Here is a 19570-nt window from a genome sequence, read left to right on the forward strand (position 1 = left end):
GTGACGCAGCGACGACCGCGACTGGTGGTGGTCGGCAACGGCATGGCCGGTGCCCGTACCGTCGAGGAGATCATCGACCGGGTCGGCCCGGATCGGTACGACATCACCATGTTCGGCGCCGAACCGTACGGCAACTACAACCGGATCCTGCTGTCCAACGTGCTCTCCGGCGCCGAGGAAGAGGACGGCATCTTCCTCAACAGCCTGCCCTGGTACCAGGAGAACGGCATCGCCCTGCGGGCCGGGGTGGAGGTGACCCGGATCGACCGGTTCGCCAGGGTTGTTCACGCCGTCGACGGCACCGTCACCCCGTACGACAAGTTGGTGATCGCCACCGGCAGCGTGCCGTTCGTGCCGCCGATCGACGGCGCCCACCACCCACGACGCGGCTTCCACCAGGGAGTGTTCACCTTCCGCACGCTCGACGACACCCGGGCGATGATCCGCTACGCCCGCGACCACGAGCGGGCGGTGGTGATCGGCGGCGGCCTGCTCGGCCTGGAAGCCGCCCGCGGCCTGCAGCAGTACGGCGTGTCGGTGACCCTGCTGCACGCCGCCGGGCACCTGATGAACGCCCAGCTCGACGCCACCGGCGGAGACATCCTGCGGCGCAGCGTCGAACGGCTCGGTATCGACGTGGTCACCAAGGCCCGCACCGAGCGGATCCTCGGCCGGGACGCCGTCGATGGGGTCCGGCTCGCCGACGGGCGCACGTTCGCCGCCGACATGGTGGTGATCGCCGCCGGAATCCGACCCAACACCACGCTCGCGCAGGTCAGCGGCCTGCCGGTGGAGCGGGGCATCGTCGTCGACGACCACCTGCGGGTGCTCGACGAGCCGGACATCTACGCGGTCGGTGAATGCGTGCAGCACCGAGGGCAGACGTACGGCCTGGTTGCGCCGCTGTGGGACCAGGCGAAGGTGCTCGCCGGGCAGCTCACCGGCACCGACCCGACGGCGGCGTACCACGGCTCGCGGACCGCGACCAAGCTGAAGGTCGCCGGGGTCGACGTGGCCGCCATGGGGGTGACCGCGCCGGAACGCGACGACGACGAGTTCGTGGTCTTCGCCGAACCCCGGCGCGGCGTCTACAAGAGCGTGGTGGTCCGCGACGACCGGCTGATCGGTGCCACCCTGGTCGGCGACGTCGGCAAGGTCGGCTTCCTGATGCAGGCGTTCGACCGGGGTTCGCCGCTACCGGAGGAGCGGGTCCGGCTGCTGTTCGACCTCGGCGGGCCGTCGGCCGAGGTGTCCGCCGCCGAACTCGACGACGACGCCCAGGTGTGCAACTGCAACGGGGTCAGCAAGGGCACGCTGGTCGCCACCGTCGCCGGCGGGGTTCGCACGGTGACCGGGGTGATGGACGCCACCCGGGCCGGCAAGGGCTGCGGCTCGTGCAAGAGCCTGGTCGGCCAGATCGTCGAGTGGGCGGCCGGCGGCGAGGTCGGGGAGGACCCGGCGGCCAACTGGTACGTGCCCGGGGTGCCGATGGACAAGCCGACCCTGATGGCCGAGATCCGCGCCCGTGGGCTGCGCAGCGTGTCGGCGGTCTTCGAGGCGCTCGCCGACGGCCGCGAGGACGCCAGGAGCAAGATGGGGCTGGTGTCGCTGCTGCGGATGATGTGGGGCGACGAGTACGTCGACGAGCGCGGCGCCCGGTTCATCAACGACCGGGTGCACGCCAACATCCAACGCGACGGCACCTTCTCGGTGGTGCCGCAGATGAAGGGCGGCTGCACCACCCCGGCCCAGCTGCGCCGGATCGCCGACGTGGCCGAGAAGCACCAGGTGCCGTTGGTCAAACTGACCGGCGGGCAGCGCATCGACCTGCTCGGCATCCGCAAGGAGGACCTGCCGCAGGTGTGGGCCGACCTGGACATGCCGTCCGGGTACGCGTACGGCAAGAGTTTCCGGACCGTGAAGACCTGCGTGGGCAGCGAATTCTGCCGGTTCGGCCTGGGTGACTCGACCGCGCTCGGCATCGCGATCGAGGAACGGTTCCAGGGGCTGGAGGCGCCGGGCAAACTCAAGCTGGCGGTCACCGGGTGCCCGCGCAACTGCGCCGAGGCGTACGTCAAGGACCTCGGGGTGGTCGCGATCGAGGGCGGCCGTTGGGAGATCTACGTCGGCGGCGCGGCCGGTGCCCACGTACGCAAGGGCGACCTGCTGGCCACCGTCGACGCGCCGGATGAGGTGATGACGCTGACCGGCCGGTTCCTGCAGTACTACCGGGAGAACGCGAACTGGCTGGAACGCACCTACGCGTTCGTGCCCAGGGTCGGCGTCGACCGGCTGCGGGAGCTGATCGTCGACGACGTCGACGGGCTCGGCCCCGGACTCGACGAACGGATGGCGGCGGCGGTGGCCGGCTACCGGGATCCGTGGCGGGAACGGGACGCCCCGGCGACCCCGGGCCAGTTCCGGACCGCGTTGCCGCTGGTGCCGCTGCCGGCGGTACCGGTCCGCGCCGAGAGCAGCCGGTCGTGACCGCGGTCGAGGACAGCCGGCTGATCGAGCACCGGATCGGACCCGGCGACGACATCCCACCCGGCGAGGGCCGGGCCTACCCGGTCGCAGGTGACCTGGTGGCGGTGTTCCGGCTGACGTCGGGGCAGTTGCGGGCGGTGGCGGCGGTCTGCCCGCATGCCGGCGGCCCGCTCGCCGACGGGCTGATCGACGCCGAGGTGGTGATCTGCCCGCTGCACCAGCACGTCTTCGAGCTGGCGACCGGGTGCTCGCGCACCGGGCAGCCGGCACTGCGCAGCTACCCGGTCCGGCAGGACCCAGCCGGCACGGTGTGGGTGTCGGTGCCGGCGGCACGGGTTCCGGTACCGCCTGCCGGTGGCGCCGGCCGGTAGATCTCACAACGTCGGGGCCGGCCCGGTGCGAACCATGACCACGCTCCGACATCACCGTTTTCCACGCCAGGAAACATTCGGTTCATAACCTGACTCCCCAATGCCACCCCGGTAGACGTCCGATCATCGCCGATCCGGAAACGTCGCTCGGCAGCATCTCGATCGCCACCCTACGGCACCCGATGGCTAAGGAGCCAACCTGATGGCCAACGAGACAGTCAACGCGGAGACCATCGAGACCCGCCCGCAGGAGAACCGGAAACGGTGGATTGCGCACTGGGAGCCGGAGGACCCCACCTTCTGGCGTACGGTGGGCCGGCCGGTGGCCCGGCGCAACCTCATCTTCTCCATCTTCGCCGAACACATCGGCTTCTCGGTGTGGCTGCTCTGGAGCATCGTGGTGGTGCGGCTGAGCAGCGCCGGGTGGGACCTCAGCGTCAGCCAGACGCTCTGGCTGACCGCCGTACCGAGCGGTGTCGGGGCGTTCCTGCGGCTGCCGTACACCTTCGCGGTGCCGATCTTCGGCGGCCGCAACTGGACGGTCGTCTCCGCCCTGCTGCTGATCATCCCGTGCGCCGGTCTCGCCTGGGCGGTCAACAATCCGGAAATCGGGTACGGCACCCTTCTGATGATCGCCGCGACAGCCGGATTCGGCGGCGGAAACTTCGCATCCAGCATGGCCAACATCTCGTTCTTCTACCCGGAACGGGAAAAGGGCTGGGCGCTCGGCCTGAACGCCGCCGGTGGCAACATCGGCGTCGCGGTGGTGCAGTTCCTGGTGCCGAAGGTGATCGTGCTCGGCGGCGGGCTGGCGCTGTCCCGGGCCGGCCTGATGTACATCCCGCTGGCGGTCATCGCGGCGGTCTGCGCCTACCTCTACATGGACAACCTGGCCGAGGCGAAAGCGGACGTCGAACCGGTCTGGTCGTCGTTGCGCCACCCTGACACCTGGATCATGTCGCTGCTCTACATCGGCACGTTCGGCTCGTTCATCGGCTACTCGGCGGCCTTCCCGACCCTGCTGAACGCGGTGTTCAACCGGCCGGACATCGCGCTCGGCTGGGCGTTCCTCGGCGCCGGGATCGGCTCGGTCGCCCGGCCGCTCGGCGGTCGGCTCTCCGACCGGATGGGCGGCGCCCGGGTGACCGCGGCCAGCTTCGTCGTCCTTGCGGCCGGCGCCTACGCCGCGCTGTGGGCGGTGCAGCAGCAGAACCTGGGCGTCTTCTTCGTCAGCTTCATGGTGCTGTTCGTCGCCACCGGCATCGGCAACGGGTCGACGTACCGGATGATCTCGAAGATCTTCCGGGTGAAGGGTGAGGACCGGGGCGGCTCTGCGGAGACGATGCTGCGGATGCGCCGGGAGGCGGCCGGCGCGCTCGGCATCATCTCGTCGGTCGGCGCGTTCGGCGGCTTCCTGGTGCCGATCTGCTACGCCTGGGCCAAGTCGACGTACGGCAACATCGAGCCGGCGCTGCGCTTCTACGTCGTGCTGTTCGTGGTGATGCTGGCCGTCACCTGGTTCGCCTATCTGCGGCGGGGTTCCCGGATGGCGCAGGCCGGCGTCTAGGATCGGGCGTCGTGCGCGTACTTCTCATCGGTAGCGGCGGACGCGAGCACGCGCTCGCGTCCAGCCTGGCCGCCGACCCCGCCGTCGACCAGTTGATCGCCGCTCCGGGCAATCCGGGCATAGCGGCGGTGGCCGAGCTGCGCCCGGTCACCGCCACCGACCCGCAGGCGGTCGCCGCCCTCGCCGTCGAGGTGGCGGCCGACCTGGTCGTGGTCGGTCCGGAGGCACCGCTGGTCGCCGGGGTCGCCGACGCGGTACGCGCCAAGGGCATCGCCTGCTTCGGGCCGTCCGGCGCGGCCGCCGTACTGGAAGGCTCCAAGAGCTTCGCCAAGGACGTGATGGCCGCCGCCGGGGTGCCGACCGCCCGCGCCGTGACCTGCCGGAACGCCGACGAGGTGGCCGCCGCGCTGGACGCCTGCGGCACCCCGTACGTGGTGAAGAACGACGGGCTGGCCGCCGGCAAGGGGGTGGTGGTGACCGACGACCGCGCCGCCGCCCTCACCCACGCCGACTCCTGCGGGCAGGTGGTGGTCGAGGAGTACCTGGCCGGGCCGGAGGTGTCGCTGTTCGTCGTCACCGACGGCACGGCGGCGGTGCCGCTGCTGCCGGCCCAGGACTTCAAGCGGGTCGGCGTCGGCGACACCGGCCCGAACACCGGCGGCATGGGTGCGTACGCGCCGCTGCCGTGGGCGCCGCCGGACCTGGTCGACCAGGTGATGGCCGAGGTGGTGCACCCGACGCTGACCGAGATGCGCCACCGGGGCACCCCGTTCGCCGGGCTGCTCTACGTCGGGCTGGCGGTCACCGCCGCCGGCCCCCGGGTGATCGAGTTCAACGCCCGGTTCGGCGACCCGGAGACCCAGGTGGTGCTGGCGCTGCTGGAAACCCCGCTGGCCGGCCTGCTGCACGCGGCGGCGACCGGCACGCTCGCCGACCACCCGCCGCTGCGCTGGCGGGACGGGGCAGCGGTGACCGTGGTCCTCGCGTCGGCCGGTTACCCGGCGGCGGCCCGCACCGGCGACGTGATCACCGGTGCCGGGCAGGCCGGGATCAGCCACGCCGGCACCGCCCGCGACGCCACGGGGCAGTTGGTCTCGGCCGGTGGTCGGGTGCTCAGCGCCACCGGAGTCGGCGCCGACCTGGCCGGCGCGCGGGACGCCGCGTACCGGCTGCTGGCCGGGGTCGACCTGCCCGGTGGGCACTTCCGGGCGGACATCGCCCTGGCCGCCGCCGAAGGCCGGATCACCCTGCCCTGACCCCGGGTGCCGGATCACCCCGTGCCGGCCGGATAGCGGCCCGCGCGGCGGGTACGCCCCGGCGCATGGGGACGAGCTACCAGGACGTACTGGACAGCCTGAACGAGCTGGACTTTCCCGCCGACAAGGAACAGATCGTCGCGGAGGCGCGGCGGGTCGGTGCCAGCCCCGGCGTGGTACGCGCGTTGCGCGGCCTGCCGCCGGTCGAGTACGCCAACCGGACGGAGGCGGCCCGCTCGGCGCACATCGACGCCGCGCCGGAGCAGGACCCGGCCCAACGGGCGGCGCGGGCGCGGTTCCGGGACCACCAGCGGGTGGCCCAGCATCTGCGCCAGCCGTAAGTGCCGGGGTTCACCAAGTCCGGGCCGGGGGGTCAGCTGCCCGAGGGCCGGGGCAGGTCCCGGGTGACAACCTTGCCGGCGGCGTTGCGCGGCAGCGCCGACAGGAAGATCACATGCCGGGGGACGGCGAACCGGGCGCGGTAGCGGCGCACGTACTCCCGGACCGCCTCGGCGTCGAGCGTCTCCTCCGGGTGCAGCACCAGGTACGCGGCGAGCCGCTGGCCGTACTCCGCGTCGGGCAGGCCGACCACCGCGGCCTCGCGTACCTGCGGTAGCTGGGCCAGCAGGTCGGCGACGTCGGACGGGAAGACGTTCTCCCCGCCGGAGACGATCATGTCGTCGGCCCGGCCGCCGACGAAGAGCAGCCCGTCGGCGTCGACATGGCCGAGGTCGCCGGTGCCGAGCAGCCCGTGCCGGCGTTCGGCCGTGCCGTCGTCGCTGGTGGTGTAGCCGTCGAAGAGCAGCTCGTTGCCGACGAAGATCTGCCCGACCTGCCCGGTCGGCACCGGTTCGCCGTCCGGCCCGAGCACCGCCAGCCGGGTGCCGTACGGCGGCCGGCCGGCCGTGTTCGGTGCCCGGCGCAGGTCGGCCGGAGTGGCGATGGCCGCCCAGGAGACCTCGGTCGACCCGTACAGGTTGTAGAGCACGTCGCCGTACCGGTCCATGAACCGGGTGGCGATGCCGCCGCCGAGCGCCGAGCCGCTGACCGCGACCACCCGCAGCCCGGTCGGCTGCTGCCGAGGCTCCGGTACGTCGTGCAGCAGCCGTTGCAGCATCACCGGTACGGCGAACAACGCGGTGCAGTCGTGCCGGTCGACGGCGGCCAGCGCGGCTGCCGGCTCGAATCGTCGGTGCAGCACCACGGTGGCCCGCAGCGCGAACGCGATCTGCAGGGCGGCGTACCCCCAGGTGTGGAAGACCGGCGTCGCGATCATGATCCGGTCGTGGACCCGCAGCGGGATCCGGTCGATGATCGATGCCAGCGGTCCGAACCCGGTCGGGGTCCGTCGCCGGGCGCCCTTCGGGGTGCCGGTGGTGCCGGAGGTGAGCACGATGATGCGGCCGTCGCGGCGCGGCGGCTCCAGCCGGGTGTCCGTCGGAGCGTCGCGCAGCAGCTGCGCCACCCGGGTCTCGTCGACCCGGACCACCCCGGTGTCGACCTCGACCACCTGCTCGCCGAACTCGCGGTCGTGCAGCAGCACCCGCAGCCGCAGCTCGTCGGCGACGGCGGCGAGCTGCGGCCCGGCCAGCCCGGTGTGCAGCAGTACGGTGTCCGCGCCGAGTAGCCCGGCGGCGACCATCGCGGCCACCATGTCGGGGTGGTTGCGGCAGAGCAGGCCGATCCGGTCCCCGGCGGAAACATCCAGTGCGGTACGTAGCGCCCCGGCCAGCCGCTCGGCGCGGTCGAGCAGCTCCCGGTAGGTCAGCTGTTGTCCGCCGTCGTCGATGAGCGCGACCCGGCGTGGATCGCGGGCGGCGGCCTGGCGCAGTTCGCCGACGAGGGTGAACCCCCAGCGACGCAGCGCGGCGAGTTGGGCGACGGTCCGCACCGGCGAGCCGGGGGTGAGCACCCCGCGTCGGGTCAGCGTGGAAATCAGGAACGGCAGGTCCACCGGCACACACCCCCAGCTGCGGGCGTGACCGGTCGGAGGGATGGTCGACCCCGCTGATACAGGACACGTATCAGGCGGGGTTACGGATCGGTGGTCAGCTCTTGGGGATGTCGAACAGGTTGGGGATCTGGGCGGCGAGTCCGAGATCGCCCTTGGCCTTGAGTTTGCCGGTCATGAACATCATCATCGGGTTCGCCGTGCCGGCGACGACCTTGAGGAAGTCGACCGGTCCGAGGGTCAGGCTCAGCCGCGGTTCGCGCTCGGCGGCCGGGGATACCACGCAGGTGCCGTTGTCGACGACGATCTCGTAGGTGTCGGTGCCGCCGTCCGGCCGGCCGGTGATGTTCCAGTGGATCACCGCGCTGGTGGCGCCGGCCTTCTCCGGACGGAACAGCACGGGCATCCGGTTGAACACCTCGTCGAGGACCTTGCCGCGCAGGTCGCCCTGCATCACCTCGGCGATCTTGGAATCCGGGGTGGTCTTGACCAGCTTGCTGAACTCCTTGGCGTCGATGGACGCGAAGTTGGCCGGGTCGAACTCGGTCATCGCATACCCCTCCAGATCGGAACGTCGGGCCTACCTTAGCGTAATGTTACGCGTCGGTAGGTTCGGCCGGTGGGGCCTGACGCGGACCCCAGCCGCTGCGGGGGCCCGACCACCCGTAGAGTCGGGCGTGCTCAGTCCTCGCCCCGGTAGACGCAGCCGGAGGTGCAGGTTTCCCGGACCGTAACCGCTGACAACGGCAACTGACCGGCAAGTCGCTGCCAGATCCATCGGGCCAGCACTTCGCTCGTCGGGTTCTCCAGCCCGGCGATCTCGTTGAGATAGTGGTGGTCGAGTTGCTCTCGGACCGGTGCGAACGCCTGCTTGAGGTCACCGAAGTCGATCACCCAACCGGTGCGCGCTCCGACCTGGCCACTGACGTGCACGGTGACCCGGTACGAGTGTCCGTGCAGGCGGGCGCACTTGTGGCCTTCGGGTACGTAAGGCAGCCGGTGTGCGGCCTCGAAGGTGAACTCCCGAAAGATCTCCATCAGGCAATCCCAATGTATTTGTGAGTCTGTAAACTCAGACGCCACTGCGGATTCTCTAGGCAGTACCGCACCGCAGCCGCAGTATTGGCGACTCGATCCGGCCCGTCCATCGGCTGCAGCAGAAAATGGCCGAAGTCGAGGTGCTCGAAGCGGGCCGGGTCGGCCTCCGGCTGGGGAAAGACGAGCTTCAGGTCGTCACCCCGGGTGAGTAACACATCCGCGCCGGCCTTGGGACTGACACAGATCCAGTCGATGCCCGCAGGTGCGGGCAGAGTGCCGTTGGTCTCGACCGCGACCTCGAAGCCTGCTTCGTGCAGGGCGGTCACGGCCGCCTCGTCCAGCTGCAACAGTGGTTCGCCGCCGGTGCACACCACATACCGTCGGCTGCGGGGGTGCGCCCGCCCTTGCCAAGCCTCGGCGACGGCGGTGGCCAGCTCGTCGGCGGACGGGAACCGCCCGCCCCCGGTGCCGTCGGTGCCGACGAAGTCGGTATCGCAGAATTGGCAGATCGCACGATGTCGATCGCGTTCCCGCCCGGTCCAGAGGTTGCAACTAGTGAATCGGCAAAAGACTGCGGGGCGACCGGCATGCGTACCCTCGCCCTGAAGCGTGTAAAAGATTTCCTTGACCCGGTACACGCCGATCATCCGTCGCCGGAGATGGCAGGATCGATCATGCCGAGCTCGGCGAAACCGCGTTGACGGAGCAGGCAGGAGTCGCAGCTGCCGCAGGCTCTGTCGTCGATCGGGTCGTAGCAGCTGTGGGTCCAGGCGAAGTCGACCCCCAGCTCCAGGCCCCGCTGGATGATCGCGGCCTTGGTCAGCCGGATCAACGGGGTGTGGATGCGCAACCGCTGTTGCCCCTCGACGCCGGCCTTGGTGGCAAGATTGGCCATCGCCTCGTACGCAGCGATGTACTCAGGGCGGCAGTCCGGGTAGCCGCTGTAGTCCAGTGCGTTGACCCCGATGAATATGTCCGACGCGTTCAGGGTCTCCGCCCAGGCCAGCGCGAACGACAGGAAGATCGTGTTGCGTGCCGGTACGTAAGTGACCGGGATGGTATCGTCCATCTCGTCGGGGTTGGTACGGTGCGGTACCGCGAGCGCGTCGTCGGTCAGCGCGGACCCGCCGAAGGCCCGCAGATCGATGTCGGCGACGATGTGTTGGGCGGCGCCGAGCGCCTTCGTCACGCGGGCGGCGGCGTCAAGTTCGACAGTGTGTCGCTGCCCGTACCGAAAACTGAGCGTGTGGGCCCGGTAGCCCTCGTGTATCGCGATCGCGAGCGCCGTCGTGGAGTCGAGGCCGCCGCTGAGCAGCACCACAGCATTCCGCGTCCCTGTCGGCAGGTGCTCCGTCACCTTCCACCCCCGTCCATCGGCACAGGTCTAGCCAGCTGGCAAGCATACCCAGCGTGCCGCCGGAGCCTCGCTCAGGGCCGGCGTTCCGGCCGGGAGCGGAGTCCTCGTATCAGTCCATTCGAGTGGGGTGTTGTTCCGTTGGTGACCAGGGGAATACCCGTTCCTTGCGGGCGGGGAGGAAGCCAAGCGTTGTGGGCGTTCAGGCAGGCCCTTCATCAGGCGGCCGTGGCTCAGCGCCGGTAGGTGCTCGACGCTGCCAGCGCGATGCCGCCCCGGACGTTGAAGTCAACCGTGACCTTGAGAAAGACGGGGTCGAGTGCGGCTACCAGATCATCCCGCATCCTCGTGGCCAGGTGCTCGTGGAAGATGCCTTCATCCCGGAAGGTCTCCAGGTAGAGCTTGAGGCTTTTGGTTTCCACACCCCGGTCACCCGGACGGTAGTCGATCCGGATGGTCGCCCAGTCCGGCTGCCCCGTGATGGGGCAGCGGCAGGTGAACTCCCGGCAGTCGATCGTGATTTCCTGCGAGCTGTCCGTGATCGGAAAGGTGTCGAGTGTCCCGTCAGGCTTGGCCTGCGCCTGCCCGAGCTTAGTCAGCGCCATGGACCGATCATAGGCTCTGCCGTAATGTGTCCATCTTGTCCCTGTTCCCGGCCGCTGCGTGCGGCATGCCCGGTACGTCCACTCGCTGCTGGTGACCCGGGAAGCCGCCCGCACCCGAGGTCATGATCTTGCTAGTTTCGAAGCCGGGTGGCAGCGTCACGTACCGTGGTGCTGCATGGAGATGGAGGCTGCTTGACCCTTTGGTGCCAGCTTGCGGAAACAAGCTTCACACCGCCACGAGGGGCGTTGGCTGAAGACCGTCGTCCTGATTGTGGTTGGAAAGCGCACGGCCGGGATCGCGTCAGGTACGGACCGGGAAGGTCGGAGGTGATTCTCGGGATGAACCTGGGGGAAATTTGCCCACTTCCTCGGCCCGCTCTGGGCGGTGGAGATCCTGAAGAGGGGTGGTGCCAGGATTCCGGGCATTCCCAACGCGGTCGGCCGGGTGGCGCAGACCGCCTTCGTGTACTATGGATCAAGCAATGACGCAATCTGCGGGCGACAGCCGAGTCGACGAGATCGAGCAGGCCATCGTGAAGAGTCGGCGCTACCAGACGGTGGCTTCAGCCACCGTGCGACGTCTGGCCGGAGCAGCTCTCGTCGCGGCTCGCGGCGATGTTCCCGATGCGGTGAAACGCACCAAGCGCGGGCTACATGAGATTTACGGTGCGTTTTTACCGCCCAAGCCGCCCAACTATGCAGCGTTACTCAGGCAGATCGAATCTGCCGTTGACACCGGAGACGACGAAGCGGTACAGGCGGCCCTCCGACGTGCGATGACGGTGCATCTATCCACCCGGGAGCGGCTGCCACACCTGACAGGGTTCTACCAAGAAGTCTTTCGTGAACTGCCCGAGCCGAGTACGGTGCGTGATTTAGCCTGCGGCCTCAGCCCGCTGGCTGTGCCGTGGATGGGCCTACCCGAGCAGGCCGTGTACGTCGCGTCCGACATCGACGCCCGCCTGATCGACTTCGTGGGTTCCGTGCTGACGAGATTGGGTGTAAAACACCGGGTGGGGGTGGCTGACATCCTTGAGGATCGCGCTCGCGAGCCGATCGATGTCACACTGCTGCTGAAGACGTTGCCCTGCCTGGAAACTCAGCGCAGGGGATCCGGTTGGGAAGCGATCGACCTCGTCAACTCGCCGATCATCGTGGCTACCTTTCCGACCAGATCTCTCGGTCAGCGGTCGAAAGGGATGTTCCAGACCTATTCGCGGAACTTTGAGTCGCAGGTCCGGGAGCGGTCATACAGCTTCCGGCAACTGGAAATTGGCAACGAGCTGGTCTACATCATTCAGAAGTAGCTTTCGCTGAGCCTTCAGAAGAACTGGAACGAGCGGAGTCGCGGCTCAGGGAGGACTGAGACCACCTGGTCTCACCCCTTGTGGATCGCTATCAGCTCCTCCGACGCCAGGCTGGCCCGTGAAATGCGCCAACCCCGATCGCGGGCCAGCTCGGCGAGCTCCTCGACATGTCGAGACACGAAGACCGCAGCTCGACCGTTCATGGCCCGGGTGGGGAACGAAACCACCACGTCGCGGCAGTCCAGTCGGTCGATCAGCGCCTGCCCGGCACCAGTACGGCGTCCCTCCATGCAGTGGTACGTCTTGAGCAGTAGCGCCAGGTCGGCGCTCACCTGCCGGCCGTCGGCGAGCACATCCTCGTGCTGGACCTCGCAGTCCGGGTAGGCTCGTGCCAGAAATGCGTTGCCCAACCCTACCAACGACGCGTTGAAGTCGTAGCCGACGTACCGGGCCTCGCTGACCTGCCTCAACCAGGGCAGGGTGAACGGGTTCAGCGCGCACGCGAGGTCCGCCACCGTCCGTGGCGGCGGTACCAGTCCGAACAGGACGGGGTAGAAGTCGTCGAGGTCGGGCAGACGCTCGGCGGTGGAGAAGTGGCCGCCCAGCATCTGCCGGCACCAGTCCCGCCGGCCCTGGGGATCGTCGAGATCGGCTCGGTCGACCGCCCGTCGTAGCGCCGGTGGCCGGGCGGTGAGCAGATGCAACGCAGCCACTTTGTGCAACCGGGCCCGGACCCGCCGTTCCAGCTCGGCCGGGTCGCCAGTGCCCCGCCCTTCCCGCCGTACCAGGTCGACAATGGTCTCCGGGTGGATGTCGCGGTATTTGGCGGCCGAGGTGATCCGGGCGATCACCTTGTGGACGGCGGGAGGTTCGGCGGTTCGTGCTGGGGACGCGGCGATGCCCGGCGGGTGGGCACCTGCTGGTCGCAGCCTGGCCAGTGGTTGGTCGTGGTCCGGCGCCCGGTCCGGTGGAGGTGCGGTCACCGGCCGGTCATCCCTGCCCGCCCGGCTCGGGTGCGGCGGATCCGGCAAGCTGGCCGGACCGGATCATCTCCAGCAGGCGGGTGTAGAAGCGAAGATTGTGCAGGGTGGCGAGCCGGTCCGCCAGTCCGTCCTTCACCCGGAACAGGTGGTGCAGATAGCTGCGGCTGTACCGCTGGCAGGTCGGACAGTCGCAGGTCGGGCAGATCGGCTGGTCCTTGCGGGAATTCTCCTCGTCGAGGATGTAGATGTTCTGGTAGAAGCTCCGATCCGGAGTGAGCTGCCGGCTGGCGATATCAGGTTTGAACGCGTAAAGGCGGCCATGCCGGGCATCCCGGGTCGGGATCGTGCAGTCGAAGATCCATCGAGTGTCGAGTCCGCAGAGGGAGACCAGATGCTCGGGCCGGCCGACTCCGAGGGCGAACAGCGGCGCGTCGGGTGGAGTGATCCGGGCGAGCAGGGCGAACATGTCGCGCTCCAACTCGCCAGCGGAGTTCAGCGGCCAGCCGCCGAATCCGAACCCCTGCGCCCCCGACTCGACGAGGGCGTCGACGCAGCGTTGGCGCAGCGTCGGATCGGTACCGCCCTGGACCACCCCGACCAACAGGGGCGGCTCCGATGTCCGGCGCTGCCGACACTGGAGGTCGTACGCCTGTCGGGCCTGCCGGAACCAGCGGATCGTGCGCTCGGTGGAAGCGAGCTGCTGAGCCGGGGAGTCCTCCGGGCCGGTGCAGTCATCGAGGGCGATCACCACGTCGGATCGGAGGCCGAACTGCCATTCGATGACCTTCTCGGGGGTGAGCACGATCTTCTTCGTGTCCGGTGACTCTTGGAAAGTCACCCCGTTCGATCGGATTGACCCAATTTGTCCCCGTTTGCGGATCAGGGAGAGGATCTGAAACCCGCCGGAATCTGAGACGATCACACCGTCCCAGGCCATGAAGTGGTGTAGCCCGCCGGCCCGTCGGACGGCCTGGAGCCCGGGGCGCTGCGCCAGGTGCATGGCGTTCACCATCACCGCCTGGATTCCCACTGTTGCCAGATCACGGCTGTCGACCGCGCGGACCGAGGCCCGTGTGCCGTCGGGCAGGAAGGTCGGCAGAACGATCGAACCGTGCCCGGTCTCCAGCCGGTGCCCGGCCTGCAATCGGTGCCCAGCGGGAGCGGCAGGGTCTGCGGAAATCATCAGGTCGCAGCTCCTCGACGGCGGCAGACGGCTTCCCCACGATACGCGACCCGCCGGACGCCATCTCGGTCGCCGCCCGGACGGGCGGCTGACTGGTAGGTCTTGACCGGGCTGTCCTTGCCGGACCGGCATATGTCCTTCTCGGACATGCACGTGCAGGGGCTCGAACGCTACCACTGTCCGGCGGCATTTTCCTGGCCGGCCCTACGGTGAATCCTGCTGAACAGCATTTCCTTATGGTCCGATCATGGACTGGCGTTCCGGTCGCCAGATGGCAGCCGGGCTCAACCGACTCTCATCACCCTGATGTGCAGCTGAATCCGGATTCGCTCTGGTCGGTCAACACAAGGGTGACCATTGGCCGTGGAGCATCTACTCGGTCGGCGGCTGATACGAAAGTGCCTGCGGCGGGTGGACGTCGCCGGTCCGTCGCGTCCCGGGGCCGAGTAGTCCGCCGGCGGCGAACCGCAGGGCGGCACCAACCAGGATCGCCAGAAGGCCGCTGACAACGAGCGGACCCAGCGTGCGCCCAGTGACCGGAAGGCCGTCATCCGATGTGCCGTCGCCCGGTTCCTCGCTCACCGGCGGTCCTTCCCCGACATACCGGAATGCGATCTCGTTGGAGGTGCCGACCGGGGTGCGTACGGAAATCGTCGTCGTGCCGGCCTCACAGGCGGGAGTCGGGAAGGTCAACACGTTGAATGCGCCACTGACCGTGACGACCTCCGGCCCGAGCGTCTGGCCGCAGATTGTCACCCGGGTCTGCCCGGGAACGAAGCCAGTGCCGCTGACCGTCGCCGTGGTGCCGCCGGCGGCGGTTCCTTCACCGGGGTTGACCGAGTCGATCCAGGGCGTGGCATCGCTGTGATACGTGGAGTCGGTGAGCGTGTCGATACCCGCAGGTCCTGGTGATGTCGGATCGGTCGGCGGTGTCGGCCGCACGCACGCTGCCTCGGCGACGGTCACCGTGCCGGCCGGAACCGTGACCGAGCCATCGGCCGTGTCGCCGGCGATCTCGAAGGTCGCCGTGGCGGCGGTGGCGGCGGTGACGCGGGTGCCGAGCTCGCGGATCTCGGTTCCGGTGACGCTCGCGGTCAGCCGCGCGCCGGTCAGCCCGGTAACCGGCAGCGGCCGGCTCGACGTGATCGGTGACCCTTCGACAGGCAGGCTGACGGCTGCACCGAACACGGTCAGCCCGTCGAGCGCCGTCTCCACCGCCGCCCGCCGGTCCGCTCCACAGCTCACCGAGGCGGAAGCCGCGGTCACCGTCAGTGCGGGTACGCCGAGAACACTGACGGCCAGGTCGCTGACCGTGCCGGACCCGGTGCTGTGGTACGGCCATCTGGTGACGGACACCTCCTCGACCGTCCCGCTGGCCGACACACCGACGGCCGTCGGCAGGACGACCTCGATCGCGGGTCCGCTGTCGGTGCCGGGCTTCGGCGGGGCGGTGGCGCTGCCGACGATGGCGTCCGCGTCGATCACGGTGGTGCCGAGAATGTCTGCGGCGAGGTCGAATCGGACGCCGACGGCGTGCCCGTCACCTTCCGTTGCCGTGACGGGCCCGGACACGGACAGGCTGGCGAGCGCTCCGGCCAGGGCTGCGACGGTGAGCATGGATGTATTGCGGCGTGTGGTGGTACGCACAGTTCCTCGTCTCGGACTTCGGCATCACACCGCGCCAGGTGGGGATACGACTCGCACTGGCGGGCAGGAGCAGGAGTGGTGTGGCCGGAAGAATTCGGCAACGACAGGCTGAACGAGAGAAAATGCGACCAGTTACGCAATTATCGCTAGATTGGCCAGATCGGTCAGATCGTGACCGACTGCCAGGGTGCTGGTGCAGCTACGGAGCACGAGGAACGCCGAGAGGGTCAGCGGTCCGCCGGTGCTCGCCGGCTGCCCGGCAGTGCCGGCAGGTCGGCATGTCAGACTGCCGTACGTGACATCGCGTCCGCAGATTCCCAACGTGCTCGCCGCCCGGTACGCCTCCGTCGAGCTTGCCGCTCTCTGGTCCCCGCAGGAGAAGATCCGGCTGGAGCGCAAACTCTGGCTCGCCGTCCTGCGCGCCCAGCGCGACCTCGGCATCGCCGTGCCGGACGGGGTGATCGACGCGTACGAGCGGGTCGTCGACCAGGTCGACCTGGCCGCCATCGCCGAGCGCGAGCGGATCACCCGGCACGACGTCAAGGCCCGGATCGAGGAGTTCAGCGCGCTCGCCGGCCACGAGCACATCCACAAAGGGATGACTTCCCGGGACCTGACTGAGAACGTCGAACAGCTGCAGATCCGGGCATCGCTGGAGCTGATCCGCGACCGGGTCGTCAGCACCCTGGCCCGGCTGGCCCGGCTCGCCGTCGAGCACACCGATCTGGTCCTCGTCGGCCGCTCACACAACGTCGCCGCCCAGGCCACCACGCTGGGCAAGCGGTTCGCGTCGGCGGCCGAGGAGCTGCTCATCGCGTACGAACGGTTGACCGACCTGATCGACCGCTACCCGCTGCGCGGCGTCAAGGGGCCGGTCGGCACCGCCGCCGACCAGCTGGACCTCTTCGACGGTGACGCCGCCAAGGTCGCCGAGCTGGAGCGTCGGGTCGCCGGTCACCTCGGCTTCCGGCGGGTGCTGGACAGCGTCGGCCAGGTCTACCCCCGATCCCTCGACCTGGACGTGCTCTCCGCCCTGGCCCAGGTCGCCGCCGCCCCGTCCTCGCTGGCCACCACCATCCGGCTGATGGTCGGCCACGAGCTGGTCACCGAGGGCTTTCGGCCCGGGCAGGTCGGCTCCAGCGCCATGCCGCACAAGATGAACACCCGCTCCAGCGAGCGGGTGAACGGGCTGGCCGTGGTGATCCGGGGCTACCTGTCGATGGTGGGCGAGCTCGCTGGCGACCAGTGGAACGAGGGCGACGTCTCGTGCTCGGTGGTACGTCGGGTGGCGCTGCCGGACGCGTTCTTCGCCGCCGACGGGCTGTTCCAGACCTTCCTCACCGTGCTTGACGAGTTCGGCGCGTACCCGGCGGTGGTCGCCCGGGAACTCGACCGCTATCTGCCCTTCCTGGCCACCACCCGGATTCTCGTCGCGGCGGTGCGTGGCGGCGTCGGCCGGGAGACAGCGCACGAGGTGATCAAGGAGCACGCGGTCGCGGTGGCGCTGGCCATGCGGGAGCAGGGTGCCGCCGACAACGACCTGTTCGACCGGCTCGCCGCCGACGGGCGGCTCGGGTTGAGCCGGGACGAGATCGCCCTGGTGGTCGCCGACCGGGCTGGCTTCGTCGGCGCCGCGCCGTCGCAGGTGCGGGCGGTGGCGGCCCGGGTGGCCGCGGTGGTCGCCGACCACCCGGTGGCCGCCGCCTACCAACCGGCCCCGATCCTGTAGAGCTAGCTGCTGCCGGCCCCGATTCGGTGGACCTATCTGCCGCCGGAGCCGGCCGAGCCGCTGGTGTCGTTGCCGGCGCTGGCGTCGGAGTGACTCGCGTCGACCTTGAACTGCTTCGAGTCGTCGCCGGCGTCGGGCCGGAGCTGCAGCACCACGGCGGCCGTCCCGTACGCGCAGAGCTCCATGTGGGTGCTGCCCACCTGCCGGGTGTCGAACCGCATTCCGATGACGGCGTTCGCGCCCTTCTTCTTGGCGGCATCGCCCAGCTTGCCGATGATCTCGGTCCGGTACTTGGTGAGGCTGGCCGGTCCGCCCGGGTCGGACTTGCCGCCCCGCAGCGCCTTGACGCCTTCCTTGAAGGGGTTGATCGAGCGGACCACGGAGGTGACCACCTCACCCAGCACGATCCGGATCTCGTATCCCGGTAGATCGTTCGTCGTCACGATCAGCACGGAACCGATGCTATGAGTGATGGTGTGCCCTGCTCGCGGGCATTGGTGGGGCCTGCGCCATCCGTCAAACGGCACAGCGCGGCCACTTGGTACCTCAGCGGAGCCCGCGCCAGCTAACGGTCAGCGGACACCCGCTGGGCAGGCACTAGTCAACTGCCGGGAATAGAGGATCCACGGCCGCGGAGCGACGGCCCTCCTCGCCAACGAAACGGCAGTTCATCCGTTTCTTGGCTGGTTGGGGCTACTGGGCGGTTCTTGGGCACTCCTGCCAGGATTGCCGCCGTGTCCGACTACGACTACGCGTACCGCGGGCTCTCCCGCCTCCAGGGAGATGCAGGCCGGCTGACCATGCTGCTGGAGACATCCGGCGGGGTGACCCCCGAGGGCCCGGTGACGCATCCGCAGCTGTTCACAGGTTTCCTTACCGCCCCCGTCGCTGCCGCGACCGCGTTCCTCGTCGTCGCCGACGTGGCGGCGACGCGTTACTACCGGCCACAGCTCGCCGCCTCGCTGGACCCGGTGGTCACGGCCAACGGCGACCGGCTGCGGATCGAGTCCTTCTCCGGATGCTGCGGGGTCTACGCCCGCCTCGACATCCTCGACGACGGCCTGGACGGCGAGGTGATCCGGCACGGCACCACCAACGTCGACGTCAACTCGGATTTCCGCCGAGCGCTCAACCGGGTCGGTGCTGCCACGCCGCTGCACCTGCTCGTCGGGGCGGACGAGGTTGCCGTCACGACGCTCGACGGGCGGTACGTGGAGAAGCAGGTACCCCTGCCGTCGCGGTGGGTGCGCGGCTTCGCCGAGGCGCAGGTGCTGGCCACCGGGCTGAGCCTGCGGGCGGAGGTGTCGCCGGCGGACGCGGAGGCGGTCCTGCGGGCAGCGCCACGCCCTACCACCCGGTCAGTCATCGGCACCACGCACTGGGTGAGCGTGACCGGCCGCGGCCTGCGCCCGGCCACCCGCCCCGGACCGGGCACGATCGGCCTGCCCGGCGTCGAGCGGCTGACCACGCTGTGGCCGGTCCTGCCGTACGCGGACGCCGTCCGGATCTACGCCCCAGCCGACGGGACCCTCGGGCCCGTCGCGTGGGAGGCACGGCTGCCGGGGATGCGGCTGACCTTGATGCTCTCGCCGGCGGCGGCACGGGGCTTCTCCGGCGAGGGCGGGGTGCTCGACGATCTGGCCACTTCGACGGCGACCGAGGACGCCGCCCTGGTGTCCGCGCTGCTGGCCTGGGACCCGACGATCGATGTCGACCAGCTGGCCCGGATGGCGGACCTGCCGTCACACCGGGTCCGGGCAGCCCTGACCACCCTGGGCACGGCAGGTCAGGTCGGCTATGACCTCGCCGAGCAGTCGCACTTCCACCGCGACCTGCCGTACCGGCCGCAGCAGGTCGAAAGGTTCAATCCGCGGCTGCGGGCAGCGCGCAAGCTGGTCGCAGCCGGTGCCGTCACGATCGCCGACGGGTTGGCGACCGTCGGTACGGGCAAGGAGATCCACACCGTACGGTTCGGTGCCGCCGGCTGGGTGAGCTGCACCTGCCTCTGGTGGGCGAAGTACCAGGGCGGACGAGGGCCGTGCAAGCACGTGCTCGCCGCCCGTATCACCACGAACTCGATGTGAGGCTACAG

Annotated in this window: 18 protein-coding genes; 8 read left to right on the top strand and 10 right to left on the bottom strand. The window is 69.4% G+C overall.

All coding sequences use genetic code 11. The features are described from left to right. The 5 genes from nirB to O7610_RS22955 all read left to right on the top strand — a co-directional run bounded on the left by nirB (position 1) and on the right by O7610_RS22955 (position 6022). Positions 1 to 2487, top strand: coding sequence for a nitrite reductase large subunit NirB (gene nirB, locus O7610_RS22935; protein WP_281552507.1), 2487 nt, complete (start codon positions 1 to 3; stop codon positions 2485 to 2487). Next, the gene (locus O7610_RS22940; protein ID WP_281552508.1) at positions 2484 to 2858 is read left to right on the top strand and encodes a Rieske (2Fe-2S) protein; all 375 of its coding nucleotides are present in this window, start codon (positions 2484 to 2486) and stop codon (positions 2856 to 2858) included. The genes nirB and O7610_RS22940 overlap by 4 nt, the downstream gene beginning before the upstream one ends. Before the next feature lie 202 nt (positions 2859 to 3060). Continuing rightward, a complete protein-coding gene (locus tag O7610_RS22945; RefSeq protein ID WP_281552509.1) occupies positions 3061 to 4425 on the top strand; it encodes a NarK family nitrate/nitrite MFS transporter in 1365 nt (454 codons plus the stop codon). An 11-nt stretch (positions 4426 to 4436) separates the two neighbouring features. Beyond that, positions 4437 to 5681: a phosphoribosylamine--glycine ligase gene (purD, locus tag O7610_RS22950; RefSeq protein ID WP_289211820.1), complete on the top strand. Its 1245-nt coding sequence runs from the start codon at positions 4437 to 4439 to the stop codon at positions 5679 to 5681. A 65-nt stretch (positions 5682 to 5746) separates the two neighbouring features. Continuing rightward, a complete protein-coding gene (locus tag O7610_RS22955; RefSeq protein WP_123606462.1) occupies positions 5747 to 6022 on the top strand; it encodes a DUF2795 domain-containing protein in 276 nt (91 codons plus the stop codon). A 32-nt stretch (positions 6023 to 6054) separates the two neighbouring features. Here the strand turns inward: O7610_RS22955 and O7610_RS22960 are convergent, their stop codons facing one another. From O7610_RS22960 to queF, 6 genes are all read right to left on the bottom strand, one after another. Continuing rightward, positions 6055 to 7635 (bottom strand): AMP-binding protein, encoded by a 1581-nt coding sequence (locus tag O7610_RS22960; RefSeq protein ID WP_289211821.1) that lies wholly within the window; start codon positions 7633 to 7635, stop codon positions 6055 to 6057. 94 nt (positions 7636 to 7729) lie between these two features. After that, positions 7730 to 8182 carry an SCP2 sterol-binding domain-containing protein gene (locus tag O7610_RS22965; protein WP_282232857.1) on the bottom strand — a complete coding sequence of 151 codons (453 nt, stop codon included), beginning with the start codon at positions 8180 to 8182 and terminating at the stop codon, positions 7730 to 7732. A 131-nt stretch (positions 8183 to 8313) separates the two neighbouring features. Further along, positions 8314 to 8670, bottom strand: a complete 357-nt coding sequence (gene queD, locus O7610_RS22970) for a 6-carboxytetrahydropterin synthase QueD (protein WP_282232856.1) — start codon at positions 8668 to 8670, stop codon at positions 8314 to 8316. Then, positions 8670 to 9317: a 7-carboxy-7-deazaguanine synthase gene (queE, locus tag O7610_RS22975; RefSeq protein WP_289211822.1), complete on the bottom strand. Its 648-nt coding sequence runs from the start codon at positions 9315 to 9317 to the stop codon at positions 8670 to 8672. Before queE ends, queD begins: the two co-directional genes overlap by 1 nt. Beyond that, entirely contained in the window at positions 9314 to 10027 is a 714-nt protein-coding gene (queC, locus tag O7610_RS22980; protein WP_282232854.1) for a 7-cyano-7-deazaguanine synthase QueC, read from the bottom strand. Before queC ends, queE begins: the two co-directional genes overlap by 4 nt. A gap of 230 nt (positions 10028 to 10257) precedes the next feature. Next, positions 10258 to 10629, bottom strand: a complete 372-nt coding sequence (gene queF, locus O7610_RS22985; RefSeq protein ID WP_282232853.1) for a preQ(1) synthase — start codon at positions 10627 to 10629, stop codon at positions 10258 to 10260. A 482-nt stretch (positions 10630 to 11111) separates the two neighbouring features. On the opposite strand from queF, the gene O7610_RS22990 reads away from it, so the two are divergent. After that, complete coding sequence (locus tag O7610_RS22990; protein ID WP_282232852.1) at positions 11112 to 11936, top strand: Rmt family 16S rRNA (guanine(1405)-N(7))-methyltransferase; 825 nt, start codon at positions 11112 to 11114, stop codon at positions 11934 to 11936. Positions 11937 to 12007: 71 nt separating this feature from the next. Here the strand turns inward: O7610_RS22990 and O7610_RS22995 are convergent, their stop codons facing one another. The 3 genes from O7610_RS22995 to O7610_RS23005 all read right to left on the bottom strand — a co-directional run bounded on the left by O7610_RS22995 (position 12008) and on the right by O7610_RS23005 (position 15749). Then, a complete protein-coding gene (locus O7610_RS22995; protein ID WP_289211823.1) occupies positions 12008 to 12919 on the bottom strand; it encodes a class I SAM-dependent methyltransferase in 912 nt (303 codons plus the stop codon). A 7-nt stretch (positions 12920 to 12926) separates the two neighbouring features. After that, positions 12927 to 14234: a tRNA-ribosyltransferase family protein gene (locus O7610_RS23000; protein WP_353850294.1), complete on the bottom strand. Its 1308-nt coding sequence runs from the start codon at positions 14232 to 14234 to the stop codon at positions 12927 to 12929. Between the two features lie 240 nt (positions 14235 to 14474). After that, positions 14475 to 15749: an IPT/TIG domain-containing protein gene (locus O7610_RS23005; RefSeq protein ID WP_289211825.1), complete on the bottom strand. Its 1275-nt coding sequence runs from the start codon at positions 15747 to 15749 to the stop codon at positions 14475 to 14477. A gap of 295 nt (positions 15750 to 16044) precedes the next feature. Here O7610_RS23005 and purB point away from each other — a divergent pair, with 295 nt between their 5' ends. Continuing rightward, on the top strand, positions 16045 to 17478 hold the full coding sequence (gene purB / locus O7610_RS23010; RefSeq protein ID WP_289211826.1) for an adenylosuccinate lyase: 1434 nt from the start codon (positions 16045 to 16047) through the stop codon (positions 17476 to 17478). A gap of 32 nt (positions 17479 to 17510) precedes the next feature. Here purB and O7610_RS23015 read toward each other — a convergent pair whose 3' ends face one another. Next, positions 17511 to 17930 carry a YbjQ family protein gene (locus O7610_RS23015; RefSeq protein ID WP_281552545.1) on the bottom strand — a complete coding sequence of 140 codons (420 nt, stop codon included), beginning with the start codon at positions 17928 to 17930 and terminating at the stop codon, positions 17511 to 17513. Between the two features lie 282 nt (positions 17931 to 18212). Between O7610_RS23015 and O7610_RS23020 the strand changes: the two genes are divergently transcribed. After that, the gene (locus O7610_RS23020; RefSeq protein ID WP_281552546.1) at positions 18213 to 19562 is read left to right on the top strand and encodes an SWIM zinc finger family protein; all 1350 of its coding nucleotides are present in this window, start codon (positions 18213 to 18215) and stop codon (positions 19560 to 19562) included. The last annotated feature ends 8 nt before the right edge of the window (positions 19563 to 19570 follow it).

It is taken from the genome of Solwaraspora sp. WMMA2065 (assembly GCF_030345075.1).
Taxonomy (GTDB): domain Bacteria; phylum Actinomycetota; class Actinomycetes; order Mycobacteriales; family Micromonosporaceae; genus Micromonospora_E.

What these genes read in the sequence shown, in the direction of transcription:
- O7610_RS22965 (WP_282232857.1), bottom strand. Translation starts at nt 8,182, where the DNA reads ATGACCGAGTTCGACCCGGCCAACTTCGCGTCCATCGACGCCAAGGAG.
- queE (WP_289211822.1), bottom strand. Translation starts at nt 9,317, where the DNA reads ATGATCGGCGTGTACCGGGTCAAGGAAATCTTTTACACGCTTCAGGGC.
- queF (WP_282232853.1), bottom strand. Translation starts at nt 10,629, where the DNA reads ATGGCGCTGACTAAGCTCGGGCAGGCGCAGGCCAAGCCTGACGGGACA.
- O7610_RS22990 (WP_282232852.1), top strand. Translation starts at nt 11,112, where the DNA reads ATGACGCAATCTGCGGGCGACAGCCGAGTCGACGAGATCGAGCAGGCC.
- O7610_RS23000 (WP_353850294.1), bottom strand. Translation starts at nt 14,234, where the DNA reads ATGCCGGTCCGGCAAGGACAGCCCGGTCAAGACCTACCAGTCAGCCGC.
- O7610_RS22955 (WP_123606462.1), top strand. Translation starts at nt 5,747, where the DNA reads ATGGGGACGAGCTACCAGGACGTACTGGACAGCCTGAACGAGCTGGAC.
- O7610_RS22945 (WP_281552509.1), top strand. Translation starts at nt 3,061, where the DNA reads ATGGCCAACGAGACAGTCAACGCGGAGACCATCGAGACCCGCCCGCAG.
- queD (WP_282232856.1), bottom strand. Translation starts at nt 8,670, where the DNA reads ATGGAGATCTTTCGGGAGTTCACCTTCGAGGCCGCACACCGGCTGCCT.